Genomic DNA, 13,534 nt, shown 5'->3' on the forward strand with positions numbered 1-13,534 from the left:
ACTATGCTTTAAAATTTGCTATAATCTCCGCTTTTATTTTTTCTTAAAAGCTTGGAATTTAGGGCTTTTTGGCATAAGGGCATAAATATGGTAAAAGTCGGCATTATTGGTTTAGGGTTAATTGGTGGCTCTTTGGGGCTTGCTTTACAGGATTTAAAATTAGTAAAAAAAGTCTTAGGCTATGATTTAAGCTCTCAAAACGCAAAAGACGCGCTAAAACTTGGCTTAGTTGATGAAATAGCAGAGTTTGAAACCATTAAAAAAACCTGCGATATTATTTTTATAGCCATACCAGTTGAAGCGATTATATCGGTATTATCAAAACTTAGCGATATACCTAAAAGCACGACTATTATTGATTTTGGCTCAGCCAAAGAAAAAATCCTAAACTCTTGCCCTAAAATGATTTTAGATAATTTTATTCCAGCTCACCCTATGGCAGGCACTGAAAACTCAGGCCCAAAAGCCGCCTTTAAAACCTTGCTAAATGGCGCAATAGTCGTAATTTGCGATGATAAAAAAGCCGATGAAACCCATGTAAAGCGCGCTGTTGAGCTTTTATCACATCTTGGTATGAAAATCATCTTTATGAGCGCAAAAGACCACGATCACCATGTCGGCTTTATCTCGCATTTACCGCACGCCATTAGCTTTTCATTAGTTAATGCCACGCTAAAAGAAGAAGATAGGCGCAATATTTTATTGCTCTCAGGTGGCAGTTTTACTGGTATGGCGCGCATTTCAAAAAGCAACGAAGATATGTGGTGCGATATTTTTAGGCAAAATAAAAATAACCTACTCAGCGCGATGCAAGCATTTAAGCGCGAATTTTCTCATTGCGAAGAGCTAGTTAAAAACGAAAAATGGGACGAGCTAAAAGAATGGATCAAAAACGCAAGGCAAATAAGAGAAATTTTATAAAATTTACGCGCATTTAGCGGATAGATTTTGAAATTTTGCACCACGCCACGCCTTGCGCCCGCTTAAACTCTCTCGCGCTAGGCTTTTATTTGTTAATTTAAATTTTGCTATAATTTCGCGCAAATTTTAAAGGATAGAAAATGCAAAGAGCTTTAAACTATGAAAAATACTTTAATATGACAAAAGAGCAATTAAGAGCCTCTCTTGCGCGGGCTACGCAAAAAGAAAAAAGCAAAATGGCGGAGTTTTTTATCGATATTTTAGGCGTTGATAAAAGTTTGAATGATAAAAGTTTAAATGGCGAAATTTTAAATAATAAAAGCTTAAATAATAACAGCTTAAATGGTGAAATTTTAAATGATGATGATAAAATTTATACGCTTGATGAAGCACCCGCAATTAAAAGAGCGGACGCACTTTTTGCTAAATTGCCAAAAAAAGAGCAAGAGCGAATAAAAGCAGAAGTAAGAGCGCAAATGGGCTTGAAATAATGCAAATAGTTATTAAAAACTCAGCAGATAAATATTTAAGCAAATTAGAAAATATCGAGCCATCGGCATACTTTAAAATCCGCACATTTTTAAGAGAACTAAGCCAAGTCAAAAACCCTTTTACCCTGCCAAATGCCAAAAAATTAAACGCTTATAAAGACCGCTGGCGCTGGCGTATCGATAAATACCGCATAATCGGCATTAAAGGCAAAAATGAGCAAAACCAAGATGTTGTAATTATTATTATTGAGATAGACAAAAGAAGTAAAGATTATAAGAATTTAGAAAAATAATTAAAATTCACACGCAAAAATTCGCCCAAATTTTAAAATCGCGCAAAATTTTTTAATTTTATTTTAAATTCTGGGCGCGAAAGTTGCGCTAAAAATTCACCCGCACCAATTTTTCAATCCAAAATCAAGCCAAATATCCCCAAACAAGCGCAAAATTAAACTTCATTTTAATGTTGAATAAGTATAATTTTGCCTATGAAAAAACAAGAACGCTTAATCATCAAAAATTTTGGACCCATTGTTGAGGCAAAGATTGATATAAAGCCATTTATGGTATTTATCGGCGAAAGCGGCAGCGGCAAAAGCGTGATTTTAAAGCTATTGTCGCTTTTTCGGTGGATATATAAAAAAAATATTTTAAGAGATATAGCAAAAAACGCAAGCATTAAAAAAGAGCTGTATAGATTTCGCATAGATAAAATGCTTAGAGAATCAGGGCTGAGTGATTTTTGCCTTAAAGGTAGCCAAGCGCATTATTATATCGGCGATTTTTATATCTCCATCATCTATAACGACAAGCTAATTTTAAAAATTTCACCACAAAACACAAACAACAAAACCCTTGAAAAAATTTCTTTTATCACCGATGATCGATTTGCTATCCCAATGCTGGCAAATAACCAAATCCGCAGAGGGGCGATTCCTTATCATTTAGAAAAAACTTTTGATGATTTTTGGGAATCTTTTAACCATTTACAAACCAACAAAAAAGTAAAAGTAAGCATTTTTGACCTTGAATTATCGCTAGAAAAATACGGCATAGAAAATCGCCTTTATATAAATCTTAAAAATTCCAAAACACAACTACATAACGCCTCATCAGGCATAAAGTCCGCTTCTATAATAGAGCTTATATCCACCTATTTTGTCGCAAACAAAGAATACACGCAAAACAAATATGCCGATTTTATTGTAGATATTTTTTCAAAATCTCAAAATAGAAATCCAAATGAATTTTTAAAAAATTTTGAAAATATCACATTTGATAAAGAGCGATATAGTTTATTTATAGAAGAACCCGAACTTAGCTTGTTCCCTAATGCACAAAAAAAATTAGTAGAATATCTTGTAAATTTATGTTTTTATTTAAATACCAAAAAAACCATCCAAATAGCCTTTTCTACGCACAGCCCTTATATGCTTAGCTCGCTAAATTGCCTTTTGTTAGCGCACGAAATCGCTAGTAAAAATCCTAAACTAAAAGAGCAAATAACAAACATAATCCCAAACAAATTTTGGCTTGACATAAACAAATTCAACGCCTTTAAGGTAGAAAATGGCGAAGTTTTTAGCATTATAGACAAACAAACAAATTTAATTTTAGCTGAAAGTATAGATGAAGTTTCAGAAGAAATCGGCGAAACCTTTGACAAACTTTTGGAGCTAGAAAATACTAATGAATCCAAATAAAGAATTAGTTTGCCAAGAAAGCGGCAAAATTTTTAGGCTTTATACAAACGGCATAGAATTTTCTAAAATCAAGCTTGATAACGGGCAAAATAACGAGCGCAAAAAGTGCGATTATCTAATCATCAAAAGCACAAACGACATTCAAATTTTTATAGAGCTAAAAGGCAACAAAATCGCAACAGCCTATCGGCAAATACTTGCAAGCTATGATGATGTAAATCGCGCCAAAAATTTACAAGTCAAATCCTACGCAGCCATAGTTTGCCAAAGATTTCCACAAAAAGACACCACTATCCAAAACTTACACAAAAAAGCAAATAAAATTTTTGTAGAAATTTTTATCAAAAATAAAGAAATTCAAACACAATATAATTCAACCAACAACACCATAGAAAAAACAAACTAATAATTTCATCAGCACAGCAAGCTATGATTTAGCCACATTCTAAATAGCTCACAAATTTTTAAATTTGATTTTAAATTCTCGGCTTAAATCTGCTCCAAAAATTCGCCCGCCAAAATCTGCTAAAAAGCCAAATTTTAAACTTTTTAATAAAAATGTGATACAATTTTGTATTGATTGCGATTGTAAATTTACGCATAAATAGGCTTATTGACGATTTAAAGGATTTGTAATGTTACAAAATTTTGCCCTTATTGTTGTGGCGTTTGGCTTTTTTTTAATAGCTGCATTAGCAGTTAAAAATGTTATTGATAGCACGAAAATCGACAAACAAGTAAAAAGTGCTTAACTTGGCTTTTGTTTTTGATTAGCAGTTAAAAGCTTGTTTATTTCGTTTTCAAAAATACTTCCCAAATCCGTTTTTCTACCATAGCGCAAAATCTGCGCCAAATTTTAAAATTTTGCGCGCGCCACCCGCGCCCGCCAAGAATTCGCGCACCACGCCCCGCGCCACGCTCCGCGCGCCCCGCGTTCTGCGCGCAAGCCACGCCAAAATCCGCTAAGAGTTTAAAGCACCAAAACGCAAAAAACCAAATTTTAAAACGCGCCAAATTTTAAATTTTAATCCACACGCGCCAAATTCACGCAACCCACGCTTGCCACGCAAAAATCCGTCAAAAAGCCAAATTTTAAAATTTTGCGCCCAAGAATTCCGCGCGCAAAAATCCGTGCCAAATTTTAAAATTTCAAAACCCACACCAAATTTTAAAAACGCCCAAAATTTTAAACTTTTAGCCCTTATAAGCATCTTTTCTAGCCACTACTCTTAGCACCAAGATTATTAACTCATCATCTTTTTTTGTGTATATCGCCCTAAAAGAGCCAATTCTAAGCCTATAAAGTCCGGCGTAAGCGCCTTTTAAAGCCTTTATCTTTGTGGTTTTTAAAAGCTCTTGTTCGTATTTGTAGTTAAAATTCCTAGCAAACTCGCTTAAAATTTCCATTATTATGGTGCTATTTTTTTTGCCTATATTAGCAAAATCCTTTTTAACTCTGCTATCAAATGCTAATTTATAGCTCATTTATGAACTTTTTCATTTCGTCTTGTTTGATGATTTGTGGATTTTTTAGCCTGCTTTTTGCTATTTTCAAATCAAGCGTGTCAAAATAAAGCTCCAAAGCCCTTGCTATAATCTTGCTTTTTGGCATATTAAGATCTTTTGAAAGTGTGTCTAATTCGTTTTTTAAAGCGTTTTGTATGGTAAAGCTTATTTTTGCTGAATTTTGCATTTTTGTCCTTTGTAAAAACTGCGAAAGTATATAAAAATCAGCGTAAAAGTCAATACTTTATGCTGATTTATTTTAAATTCTCGGCTCAAATTTGCGCCAAAATCCGCCAAAAAGCTAAAAATAATTTTTAGATGTTTTTTGTTGTTTTGTTTGAAATTAAATCATTAAACCAAGCGATATTTTTTTGTAAATCTAACACTCCGTTTGTTATTTTGGCGATTATTTCGTAGTTTTGAGTGTTGTCATACACCAAAATTTCATTACACAATGGCACAACTTTTAAAAGATTTTGCATACTTTCATAATAACGCTTATCGATTAGATGTGGTTTTGTGTCGTGTCCGCCTTTGGCTACTCTTATTTTTACGCGCTCTTTTGCTGTTTGTGGGCTATCAAGTCCTACAAAGCGCAAATTTATTTTATAATTATTTACTTTTAGCTCATTAAATAGGTTTAATATTGATTTTCCACAAAGCGTGGTTTCTTGGTTGAAATCAAGCCTATCTCTTAAATGAACTCTACGCATTTTTATAGCAATTTTTGAAGCGCGAACTTGGGTTTTTGTATCTTTATGATCCCCGATACTTTGAGCGATTTCATCTACATTTATGCGATAACCTAAATTTATCCCTTGCTCTTGTGCTAAAAAATATAAGGTTGTTTTTCCTGCGCCATTTACGCCTGCAAAGATAGTAGCTGTTGGCTGATTTGCCATAATGTATTCCTTGTTTGTAGCTTTTAAATAATTATAACAAAATCTATAAAAAAAATGAAAAAATGAAAGATGAAAAATGAAAGGGGCTTGCTAGCTAAAAGCTAGCAAGCAGATTAAGCCATAAAGGCTAAAAGATTAGGCAAATGTTATTGCACCTGATGATACATTATCGTTGTTATCGATAGTATTATCTACTACAGCTAGAAGTTTAACTTCTGCGCCACTATTAGTAGCACCGCTACTAGCGTTCCAAGAAAGAGAACCTGAAGTTGTAGCACTTACTGAGAATAGATAAGCATTGCCATCGCCAGAGTTAAGTGCGAAAATAGCTTTACCGCTATTTGATATGCTAATGCTTGATATAGAAGAGTTAGCATCATTAATAGCCTTAATTAGTGCCTTGCCAAGGTCGCCCTCTGTGAAGTCGATATTATTAACTGTATTCTTAAGGAAATATGCTTTACTTGAACCGCTAATAGTTGTGGTACTACTAACTTCTGAGAATGAACCAGATATGCTACTACCAGATGTAAACGCTCCGCTGAAATTTAGTATATCACCAGAAGCTAAGCCGGTTATAGTAGTATGTGGATCGTTACCATTTCCTGCTGCGCTTTTTAGTTGAATAGTTTCAGTTAAACCACCAGTTTTGTTTAATTTCACAGTATCACCAGCATTTACATTATCTACTGTAAATCCTCCAAGTTTGTTTGTACCAGCCTTAAAGTTAGATAGATTAATGTCTGTGTTCTTACCTGTATCGATAGTTAAAGTGCCTGAACCACCACTGGTAGTGTCAATTGTAAGATTTAGGTTATCTTTTATGCTATCATAGCTGATTTTCGCACCTGAGCTAGCAGTAGTAGCACCTGAAAGTTGTAATACTTCAATGCCAGAGATTTTAGTAATTTTTGTAAAATCTATTGCGCTAGCACTTGCGTCTAAGGTTAAGGTATCTTTGCCGTCTCCACCATTGATTGTTACTGGAATATTTGCGCCTGATTTTAGTGTGATAGTATCATCACCAGCACCAAGGTTGATTGTAGTTACTGTTACATTGCTTTCAACTTCGATATTATCATTACCAGCACCTGCATCTATTGTAGCTACATTTGCGCCTGATTTTAGGACAATGTTGTCACCGCCATCGCCAGCGTCTATGGTGCCTACTGTGCCACTTATATCGATATTGTCTGCGCCCTCGCCTGTGCTTAGGGTAGCTACATTTGCGCCAGAGCTTATAATAACTCCATCTGCGCCTTTGCCTGTGCTAACATCTTTAATTTTACCTTTTGTTATAGTGATAGTATCGTTGCTATCAGTGCCAGTAACTGTAACGGTAGTAGCATCTACGGCTGATTCATCTTGGCTAGCATTGCCAAGTTTAGTATCATCTAGGGTTAGGCTACCGCTTTTGAAATTTGTAATGTTTAGTTTATGGCCTGCTGAGCCAGCAGCGATTTTTAGATTGCTTAGGTTAATAGTTTCGCTAGTAGCTGTGCCTTTGCCTTTTATTTCTAGCTCGGTAATGTCATATTCACCAGTGCCTTCATTCCAAGCGTTTAGCTTTTCGCTACCTAGGGTGATTTGTTTATTAGTAATATCGTTAGATTGGATTTTACCTCTACCTGTGATTGTGTTAATGTTATCTAGTTTTGTATTGCTTAGATCTACTACGCCATTTTCAAGTTTTAGGGTGTTAGTGCCACCGCCACCATTTAGGTTTTTGATAACTGCGCCAGCTGTGATAGCTATGATATCATCGCCATCGCCTGCATCTAGATCTTTTACTCTTGCGCCTGCTGCTACTGAGATAGTATCAGCACCTGCACCAGCATTTAGAGTATCTACTTCACCAGCTGTTACAGAAATTTTATCATCGCCTTCGCCAGCTTCTAGGGTTTTTACTTTACCGCTTACGCTGATGGTGTCGTTACCTGTGCCGGTTGTTAATCTAGTTACTTCGCCACTTACATTAACATTGTCATCGCCTGCGCCTGCTGTTAGGGCATTTACTTTACCAGCTACGGTAACTGTGTTTGCGCCGTTGTTTAGGTTTAGAGTATTTACGCTTGCAGCTGAGGCGATAGTAACTTTATCGTTACCTTCGTTAGAATCTAGGCTAGTTACTTTACCGCTCTCAAGAGTGATAACATCATTGCCAGCTGTGCCGGTGATGGTAACTTTTGTGGCGTCTGTGTTTGCAGCGTCATCAGAGTTGCCAAGAGAATCGTTGTTTAGTTTGATAGAAGAGTTTTTAACATTTGTAATGTTTAGCTCGTGGCCTGTTGATTCTTCTGCTACTGCAACTTTTGTAAGGTCGATAGCACCTGATGCTTTATCTGCTGCTACTTCTAGTTTAGCTGCATCGTATGTGCCTGTGCTTTCGCCAGCTGCGTCTAGTCTTTCTGTGCCAAGATTAAGAGCTATGCCGTTTAGTTGAGATGCTTTTAATTTGCCCTCGCCACTAATAGCGCTGATGTTAGTTAGAGTTGTTTTAGTTAGATCTACTTTGCCATCTGTTAGTTTTAGAGAGTTAGTGCCTGCGCCACCATCAATAGTAGCGTTTGCTACATTTGCTTTGCTGCTTACTGAAATAGTGTCATCGCCATTGCCAGCGTTTAGTTTGCTAACTTTTGCGCCATCGCCTAGGGTGATGATGTCGTTGCCATTACCAGCGTTTAGAGTACTGATTGTGCTTTTTGTAACGGTGATTTTGTCATCGCCATTGCCAGCGTCTAGGGTAGTTACTTTCGCATTTGATGCGATGATTGTGTCGTTACCGTTGCCAGCTTTTAGGGTATCTACATTGTTATTTACATTGATAGTATCATCGCCATCGCCTGTGTCTAGGGTAGTCATTGCGCTATCTACTGTGAAAGTATCGTTGCTTTTACCTTTTATAACTACCTCAGCAGCACCTGCAAGGTCTTTTGTGTTTAGGGTGCTTTCTTTGATTCTTGAATCTCTTAGGTTTAGGTTGATAGCGTATAGGTTAGAGATTGAGCCGATGTCAGAGCCTGTTAGGGTGCCATTTTCAGCTGTGCCTTTAACTGTAAGATTTAAAGTATCGTTGTAGGTTGTGCTACCTTCGATATTTACGCCACCTTCTTCTGCGCCTAGTTTGATTGTAGCGTTGTAAGTTTGAGCGTATTCATCGCTACCTTTTGTAGGCTCTTGTGCGCCTGGTTTTACGGTAGTTTTTTTGCCATTTACATATTGGCCTATGAAGCTATTTATATCTTCTTGGATATCATCGATAGATGTTTCAGCATCTACAACTGACATCATGCTTTTTAGTTTAGCTTCTGATGCTACGCCAGCTGTGAAAGTTTTGATTTTGGTTGAGATTTGCTCTGCAACTGCTAGTTTGTTTTGTAGAGTATACATATCTTCTGTGGTGCTAAGAGCAGCAGATGAGAATTGCATTACTAAATCGCCAAAGCTTGTGCCAGCTGTTAATGCATCGCTCCAAAATTTGATGCCCTCTTCATCACCTTCTCTGCCTAGTAGATTCATGTATAGATTTTCAACGAAAGTGGTATTGTTTTTGTTAAAATCTGTATTATTGCGTGTCGCGGCTATTAAATTTACTAAACTAGCAACATTAGGAGCTGCTACACTAGCCCATGCAACCGCATCTCCCTCTGCTGGGCGGCCGATAACAGCAAGGTAAGCTTGCTGAACTTGTTGATTTGTTAAAGCCATTTAAGACTCCTTTCATTAATGAAAAATGTCTCACAAAATCTAACGATACTTAAAGGGTGTGAGCTGCCTAAATTTAAAATTAAAGTTTAAAAAAAAGGCTGTGATAAGTAAAGCTAACTCTGTGAATGCGATTCTTACGAATACGGCGCAAATTATAAGGGGCAAGTGCTTAGAAAATACTTAAAGTAATAAAAATTTTTTTTAAATTGTTAATGGGGTTTAAAATTTGGAGGTTGTTTGGTGGTGATTTTAGCAAAATTTTAATCAAATGTGCGAAAAATTATAATGTTTGTGTGGTTTTGGTGTGGGGTGCGGGGTTTGGTTTGGTTGGTTATTAGCTGGCACACTAAGCGCGCTTAGCTTTTGAGCTTGCGGGGGCGGGGTTTGGTTTGGTTGGTTTGGTTTGGTTGGTTTGGTTTGGTTGGTTTGGTTGGTTGCGAAAATTTAAGCAAATTTTAAAATTTTGGCTATAATTTTGCGCAAATTTTAAAGGATACAAAATGCAAAGAGCTTTAAACTATGAAAAATACTTTAATATGACAAAAGAGCAATTAAGAGCCTCTCTTGCGCGGGCTACGCAAAAAGAAAAAAGCAAAATGGCGGAGTTTTTTATTGATATTTTGGGCGTTGATAAAAGTTTGAATGATGATGATAAAATTTATATGCTTGATGAAGCACCGATTATAAAAGAATTAGATATGGAATTTGCTAAGTTGCCAAAGCAAGAGCAAGAAAAGCTAAAAGCAGAAGTTAAAGCGCAAATGGGCTTGAAATAATGAAAATAGCCATCAAAAATTCGGTTTTAAAAACGCTAGAAAACATCAAACAATCGAATTTACACACAGCCATTAAAATACGCCTTTTTTTAGACGACCTAAGCCAAGTCAAAAACCCTTTCACCCTGCCAAATGCCAAAAAATTAAACGCTTATAAAGACCGCTGGCGATGGCGCATAGATAATTACCGCATAATCGGCATTAAAAGTAAAAATGAGCAACACCAAGATGTTGTAATTATTATTATTGAGATAGACAAAAGAAGTAGGGTGTATAAGAATTTAGAAAAATAAGCGCATAAAATTTTAAAATTTGAGCTTGGTAGTAGCTATTGGCGCAAAATCAGCGCGGGCGAATTTTAAAATGTGGGCTGGGTAGTATATCAGGGCAAATTAACGCTGGCAAAATAAATAAATTTTAGCTACATTTAAAGAATTTATCGGTTTTTTGTTTTGGCTCTTTTATGGTATCGCCACATTCTAGCATAACTTCTACTGCTCCACGAAATGCGCTTTTTACATCCGCAATGGCTTCGGCTTTGCTCTCACCATCGCCCATAATATAAGGAAAATCCTTATAACTTGCAAAATATCCGCCACCTTCATCAGCTGAGAGTTTGCGCACTATGATTTCGTAGGGTAAATTCATATAGTAATCTAAATCTTTCATTTTTCATCCTTTAATGCTTTTAGTGCTATTTTTACATAGATTTCTTTTATCGGTCTGTGTCGTGGGATTGTTATCAAATCTTTTTTGCTCTTTCTAAATTGATAATGTGATGAGCCTTTATTATGCGTTGTGTAACCTGCGCTTTCTAATAATTTTATTATTGTTTCTATTTTTACATTTTTGGGATTATTTTCTAAATCTTTAATAAGTTTTTCATATTTACTCATAATATTGCTTTTTTTATTTTTTGTGTTATGTTATAAGATAATTTTTAAAAAGTCAATAATATTTTGGATTTAAAATCAGGGCTGGGTAGTATATCAGGGCAAATTAACGCGGGCAAAATCAGCATAAACAAATTTTAGTTACATTTAAAGAATTTATCGGTTTTTTGTTTTGGCTCTTTTATAGTTTTACCCTCTGCCAAATCTACTTCAACAACAAACGCAAAGGCCTTTTTTACATCTGCGATTGCTTCGGCTTCGCTCTTGCCATCGCCCATAATATAAGGAAAATCCTTATAACTTGCAAAATATCCGCCACCTTCATCAGCTGAGAGTTTGCGCACTATGATTTCATAGGGTAAATTCATATAATAATCTAAATCTTTAATGAGTTTTTCATATTTACTCATAATATTGCTTTTTTTATTTTTTGTGTTATGTTATAAGATAATTTTTAAAAAGTCAATAATATTTTGGATTTAAAATCAGGGCTGGGTAGTAGCTATCAGGCAAAATTAACGCTGGCAAAATAAATAAATTTTAAATCAGCATAAAGCCATCAAATGCCAAATAAAGCCCATAAAATGCTATAAATACGCTTATGGCGATGCTGGCTGTGCTTTTAAACTTAGCATTTAATGCGCTAGCAAAAGAGCTAAAAAGCACGAGCGCAGGCAGGGTGCAAAGCCCAAAAATCAGCATAATTAGCAAGCTTTCAAAGGCTGAGCCACTAGAAAAACTCAGGGCTAAAAAATAATACACAATCCCACAAGGTATTAAGCCATTTAAAAAACCAAGTAAAGCAATATATAAAGGCTGAAATCGCGCATTAAGCGTGCGAAATTTAGCACCTATGCCTAAAATAAAGCGTGAAACTCGGGCATTTTCTATAAAGGCCAAAAGCTTACCACGCACAAGCAATCCAATGCCAAAAAGCACCATAAAAAGCCCTGCTACAAATAAAACAAAGCCTTTTGCGCTAGGGCTTAAAATAACAGCTTGGCCAAAAAGCCCAAAACAAAGCCCAAGCAAGCAGTAAGCAAAAATGCGCGCCGTGTGGTAAAGTGCGATAAAAAGGGCTTTGTGGCGGGTTTTGGCTAAATTGCTACTTAGCATAAGAGCAAAGCCTCCGCACATTCCAACGCAATGTGAAAAGCTTGAAATAATCGCTACAAAAATAACATTTAATAAAAGTGCCGTATCCATAAGGGCGCAATTTTAGCAAAAATATGCGAAATTTGGGGTGATTTTGCCACAAAATAAAATAAAGCTTAATTTGCTAAAATGCCGATTGTTTTTGAAATTTTTTGGAGAAAAAATTAAAATTTATATTTAAATTTTAAAGCATAAAAATTAAAATTTTGCCATTAATGCTTTTAAATTTTAAAGCGAAAAAATTAAAATTTTGGATTTAAGATGAAAAATTTATTTAATAACGACCTAAACCAAGCTGAGCTTTTTAAACAGCCAGCAAATAATGAAAATTTCGATGAAATAGAGCGCGCGCTAAACTCAAAACGCGAGCAAAAAGTGCTTACAATTTCTTTTGTTTTTTGTATAGTTTTGGCGATTTTGGGCTTGATTTTTGGTGTGCGGACGCATTCATCGGCTATTATTTTTGATGCTTTGGTGTCGCTTATAAACTCTGTGCTAACGCTGTTTTCAGCGGTAACGGCGCGCCTAGTGTATAAGCAAGGCAATGATAATTTTCAATTTGGCTTTGGCGGGCTTGAAAATATGATAAATATATTAAAGGCCTTGGTTTTGATAGGGATTTGCGTTTATGGCTTTTTTACCGGGCTTGGGGCTTTGGTAAATGGCGGGAGAGAAACCGAGCAAGGCGATGCGTTTTTGTTTAATGTGCTGTGCTTTATCGTGGCTCTTGGCTTGTTTTTTTATGAGCGATATTGGGCTAGGCGGCTTGGCTCTGGGCTGATTGGGGTCGATAGCTTGGAGTGGTTTAGCGATATTTTATTGTATTTGGGCGCTGGGGTGGCTTTTGGGCTTAGTGTGTGGTTTAATCCATCGTGGGCGCATTTGGTAGATCCTGCGCTACTTTGCGTGCTTTCAAGCTTGATAATCATTGCGCCTATTTGGGTGCTAATCAAAAACGCGGCTCAATTATTATTATACGCGCCACAAGAATTTTGCGATGATGTAGAAAATATAATGCAAGCAATATGCGATAAATACGGCTTTATAGATTATAGAAGGCGCGTTGGCTCGCAGGGGAGATTTTATTTTTTGGTGCTTGATTTGCTAATACCAGCGGCAAATGATTTGCGCGTAAGCGAGCTAGACACTCTGCGCGATGAAATAAAAATGGCGATTGAAAATAAAATAAAAGATGAAAAAGAGCTAAATATTATAATTAGCTTTACGCATGAGAGAAAATGGGCAAGGGTTGATTAGGCGGAGTTTGGCGGGCGCGGGTTTGGCGCGCGAATTTTGGCGGGCTAATTTTAAAATTTGGTTTTTAGTTTTTTTGGGCTTTTAAGCTCTTAGTGAATTTTGGCGCGCGAATTCTTGGCAAACGCGGAATTTTTGGCGCGTGGTTTAATTTTGTCGCGTGGCGCGAGAATTCGCGCCCAGAATTTAAAATAAAATTAAAAAATTTTGCGCGATTTTAAAATT

General features: G+C 36.2%; 14 protein-coding genes and 2 pseudogenes. 8 read left to right on the plus strand and 8 right to left on the minus strand.

Going from position 1 to position 13,534, the window contains the following annotated elements; translation table 11 throughout:
* Positions 1 to 81 precede the first annotated feature (81 nt).
* From CINF_RS01450 to CINF_RS01470, 5 genes are all read left to right on the plus strand, one after another.
* Positions 82 to 921, plus strand: coding sequence for a prephenate dehydrogenase (locus tag CINF_RS01450; protein WP_275690517.1), 840 nt, complete (start codon positions 82 to 84; stop codon positions 919 to 921).
* Positions 922 to 1,061: 140 nt separating this feature from the next.
* On the plus strand, positions 1,062 to 1,412 hold the full coding sequence (locus CINF_RS01455; protein ID WP_179975477.1) for a hypothetical protein: 351 nt from the start codon (positions 1,062 to 1,064) through the stop codon (positions 1,410 to 1,412).
* Positions 1,412 to 1,705: a type II toxin-antitoxin system RelE family toxin gene (locus tag CINF_RS01460; RefSeq protein ID WP_179975478.1), complete on the plus strand. Its 294-nt coding sequence runs from the start codon at positions 1,412 to 1,414 to the stop codon at positions 1,703 to 1,705. The genes CINF_RS01455 and CINF_RS01460 overlap by 1 nt, the downstream gene beginning before the upstream one ends.
* A gap of 195 nt (positions 1,706 to 1,900) precedes the next feature.
* Positions 1,901 to 3,115: an AAA family ATPase gene (locus tag CINF_RS01465; protein ID WP_179975479.1), complete on the plus strand. Its 1,215-nt coding sequence runs from the start codon at positions 1,901 to 1,903 to the stop codon at positions 3,113 to 3,115.
* Positions 3,102 to 3,521, plus strand: coding sequence for a hypothetical protein (locus CINF_RS01470; RefSeq protein ID WP_179975480.1), 420 nt, complete (start codon positions 3,102 to 3,104; stop codon positions 3,519 to 3,521). Before CINF_RS01465 ends, CINF_RS01470 begins: the two co-directional genes overlap by 14 nt.
* 788 nt (positions 3,522 to 4,309) lie before the next feature.
* Here CINF_RS01470 and CINF_RS01475 read toward each other — a convergent pair.
* From CINF_RS01475 to CINF_RS01490, 4 genes are all read right to left on the minus strand, one after another.
* Entirely contained in the window at positions 4,310 to 4,600 is a 291-nt protein-coding gene (locus CINF_RS01475) for a type II toxin-antitoxin system RelE family toxin (RefSeq protein WP_178697050.1), read from the minus strand.
* A complete protein-coding gene (locus CINF_RS01480; RefSeq protein WP_178697049.1) occupies positions 4,590 to 4,808 on the minus strand; it encodes a ribbon-helix-helix domain-containing protein in 219 nt (72 codons plus the stop codon). Before CINF_RS01480 ends, CINF_RS01475 begins: the two co-directional genes overlap by 11 nt.
* 127 nt (positions 4,809 to 4,935) lie before the next feature.
* Complete coding sequence (locus CINF_RS01485; RefSeq protein WP_338025062.1) at positions 4,936 to 5,601, minus strand: ATPase; 666 nt, start codon at positions 5,599 to 5,601, stop codon at positions 4,936 to 4,938.
* Between the two features lie 57 nt (positions 5,602 to 5,658).
* Positions 5,659 to 9,231, minus strand: coding sequence for a DUF4214 domain-containing protein (locus tag CINF_RS01490; RefSeq protein ID WP_179975482.1), 3,573 nt, complete (start codon positions 9,229 to 9,231; stop codon positions 5,659 to 5,661).
* A gap of 500 nt (positions 9,232 to 9,731) precedes the next feature.
* Between CINF_RS01490 and CINF_RS01495 the strand changes: the two genes are divergently transcribed.
* Both CINF_RS01495 and CINF_RS01500 read left to right on the plus strand, forming a co-directional pair.
* Positions 9,732 to 10,007 carry a hypothetical protein gene (locus tag CINF_RS01495; protein ID WP_179975483.1) on the plus strand — a complete coding sequence of 92 codons (276 nt, stop codon included), beginning with the start codon at positions 9,732 to 9,734 and terminating at the stop codon, positions 10,005 to 10,007.
* Positions 10,007 to 10,300 carry a hypothetical protein gene (locus CINF_RS01500; protein WP_179975484.1) on the plus strand — a complete coding sequence of 98 codons (294 nt, stop codon included), beginning with the start codon at positions 10,007 to 10,009 and terminating at the stop codon, positions 10,298 to 10,300. The genes CINF_RS01495 and CINF_RS01500 overlap by 1 nt, the downstream gene beginning before the upstream one ends.
* Before the next feature lie 160 nt (positions 10,301 to 10,460).
* Here the strand turns inward: CINF_RS01500 and CINF_RS01505 are convergent.
* The 4 genes and pseudogenes from CINF_RS01505 to CINF_RS01520 all read right to left on the minus strand — a co-directional run.
* Positions 10,461 to 10,676: pseudogene (locus CINF_RS01505) on the minus strand (type II toxin-antitoxin system HicB family antitoxin); the annotation flags it as partial.
* Positions 10,673 to 10,903 (minus strand): type II toxin-antitoxin system HicA family toxin, encoded by a 231-nt coding sequence (locus tag CINF_RS01510; RefSeq protein WP_179975485.1) that lies wholly within the window; start codon positions 10,901 to 10,903, stop codon positions 10,673 to 10,675. The pseudogene CINF_RS01505 and the gene CINF_RS01510, both read right to left, overlap by 4 nt.
* A 170-nt stretch (positions 10,904 to 11,073) precedes the next feature.
* A pseudogene (locus CINF_RS01515) lies at positions 11,074 to 11,289 on the minus strand (type II toxin-antitoxin system HicB family antitoxin); the annotation flags it as partial.
* Between the two features lie 151 nt (positions 11,290 to 11,440).
* Complete coding sequence (locus CINF_RS01520) at positions 11,441 to 12,106, minus strand: sulfite exporter TauE/SafE family protein (protein ID WP_179975487.1); 666 nt, start codon at positions 12,104 to 12,106, stop codon at positions 11,441 to 11,443.
* A 210-nt stretch (positions 12,107 to 12,316) separates the two neighbouring features.
* Between CINF_RS01520 and CINF_RS01525 the strand changes: the two genes are divergently transcribed.
* Positions 12,317 to 13,312 carry a cation diffusion facilitator family transporter gene (locus tag CINF_RS01525; protein ID WP_179975488.1) on the plus strand — a complete coding sequence of 332 codons (996 nt, stop codon included), beginning with the start codon at positions 12,317 to 12,319 and terminating at the stop codon, positions 13,310 to 13,312.
* Positions 13,313 to 13,534 lie beyond the last annotated feature (222 nt).

The organism is Candidatus Campylobacter infans (assembly GCF_013416015.1).
Lineage (GTDB): Bacteria > Campylobacterota > Campylobacteria > Campylobacterales > Campylobacteraceae > Campylobacter > Campylobacter infans.

Excerpts from the sequence above, each read along its gene's own strand:
- CINF_RS01455 (WP_179975477.1), top strand. The coding sequence starts at position 1,062 with ATGCAAAGAGCTTTAAACTATGAAAAATACTTTAATATGACAAAAGAG.
- CINF_RS01460 (WP_179975478.1), top strand. The coding sequence starts at position 1,412 with ATGCAAATAGTTATTAAAAACTCAGCAGATAAATATTTAAGCAAATTA.
- CINF_RS01465 (WP_179975479.1), top strand. The coding sequence starts at position 1,901 with ATGAAAAAACAAGAACGCTTAATCATCAAAAATTTTGGACCCATTGTT.
- CINF_RS01470 (WP_179975480.1), top strand. The coding sequence starts at position 3,102 with ATGAATCCAAATAAAGAATTAGTTTGCCAAGAAAGCGGCAAAATTTTT.
- CINF_RS01475 (WP_178697050.1), bottom strand. The coding sequence starts at position 4,600 with ATGAGCTATAAATTAGCATTTGATAGCAGAGTTAAAAAGGATTTTGCT.
- CINF_RS01480 (WP_178697049.1), bottom strand. The coding sequence starts at position 4,808 with ATGCAAAATTCAGCAAAAATAAGCTTTACCATACAAAACGCTTTAAAA.
- CINF_RS01490 (WP_179975482.1), bottom strand. The coding sequence starts at position 9,231 with ATGGCTTTAACAAATCAACAAGTTCAGCAAGCTTACCTTGCTGTTATC.
- CINF_RS01495 (WP_179975483.1), top strand. The coding sequence starts at position 9,732 with ATGCAAAGAGCTTTAAACTATGAAAAATACTTTAATATGACAAAAGAG.
- CINF_RS01500 (WP_179975484.1), top strand. The coding sequence starts at position 10,007 with ATGAAAATAGCCATCAAAAATTCGGTTTTAAAAACGCTAGAAAACATC.
- CINF_RS01510 (WP_179975485.1), bottom strand. The coding sequence starts at position 10,903 with ATGAGTAAATATGAAAAACTTATTAAAGATTTAGAAAATAATCCCAAA.
- CINF_RS01520 (WP_179975487.1), bottom strand. The coding sequence starts at position 12,106 with ATGGATACGGCACTTTTATTAAATGTTATTTTTGTAGCGATTATTTCA.
- CINF_RS01525 (WP_179975488.1), top strand. The coding sequence starts at position 12,317 with ATGAAAAATTTATTTAATAACGACCTAAACCAAGCTGAGCTTTTTAAA.